1 rRNA gene is annotated in these 222 nt (G+C 56.3%); it reads right to left on the reverse strand.

Features of this window, described 5'->3' with window-relative positions:
• Window positions 1-222 (reverse strand): 23S ribosomal RNA (locus MRBLPE1_RS33270); the annotation flags it as partial.

The following is a 222-nucleotide window of genomic DNA, read 5'->3' on the forward strand; positions in this document are numbered from 1 at the left end:
GCTCTGCTCGCCTACCTGTGTCGGTTTGCGGTACGGGCACCTTCACCTGGCTAGAGGCTTTTCTTGACAGCCGGAGTACATGACCTTCGCTACTGTAATTTTCGCTCCCCATCACAGCCCAGCCTAACAGTGTGCGGATTTGCCTACACACTAGCCTCACTGCTTGGACGGGCTATTCCATCAGCCCGCGTCACTGCCCTTCTGTGTCACCCCATTGCTCAT

Origin of the sequence: Paenibacillus sp. LPE1-1-1.1, from assembly GCF_040676435.1 — a bacterium.
Classification (GTDB): domain Bacteria; phylum Bacillota; class Bacilli; order Paenibacillales; family Paenibacillaceae; genus Pristimantibacillus.